1 protein-coding gene is annotated in these 410 nt (G+C 44.6%); it reads left to right on the top strand.

Annotation, left to right across the window (positions count from 1 at the left end; translation table 11 throughout):
• Positions 1–410, top strand: a 410-nt coding sequence (locus tag Q0890_RS13645; RefSeq protein ID WP_299222072.1) for a recombinase family protein, incomplete at both ends; no start/stop codon positions are given.

Raw genomic sequence — 410 nt, 5'->3', positions numbered from 1 at the left:
CGAGCGTCTACCAAAGAACAAGACGCTAAGCGTGCCAAAAGCGAACTCATAGCATTTGCCAACGATCATGGCCACAAAATTGCTGCCTTCTATGTCGAAAACGAATCAGGAGCTACCTTGGTACGACCCAAGCTTATGCAGCTGATTGAAGATGCACATAAGGGCGATATTATCTTAGTTGAACAGATTGATCGCTTGGCGCGTTTGAACCAAGCTGATTGGGATACTCTCAAAAGAATGCTATCAGAAAAAAAGCTATCTATCGTATCAAAAGAGCTGCCCACCTCCTATATGGCCCTTCAATCTGAAAGCAGCACTGAATTTATGAGTAGCGTATTGCAGGCCATTAACTCGATGATGCTGGATATGCTCGCAGCCATTGCTCGAAAAGATTATGAGGATCGCCGTAA

It is taken from the genome of uncultured Psychrobacter sp., assembly GCF_947488565.1.
GTDB lineage: Bacteria > Pseudomonadota > Gammaproteobacteria > Pseudomonadales > Moraxellaceae > Psychrobacter > Psychrobacter saeujeotis.
Note: the sequence above shows the minus strand (reverse complement) of the source record. Positions and strands in the feature narration are given on the sequence as shown.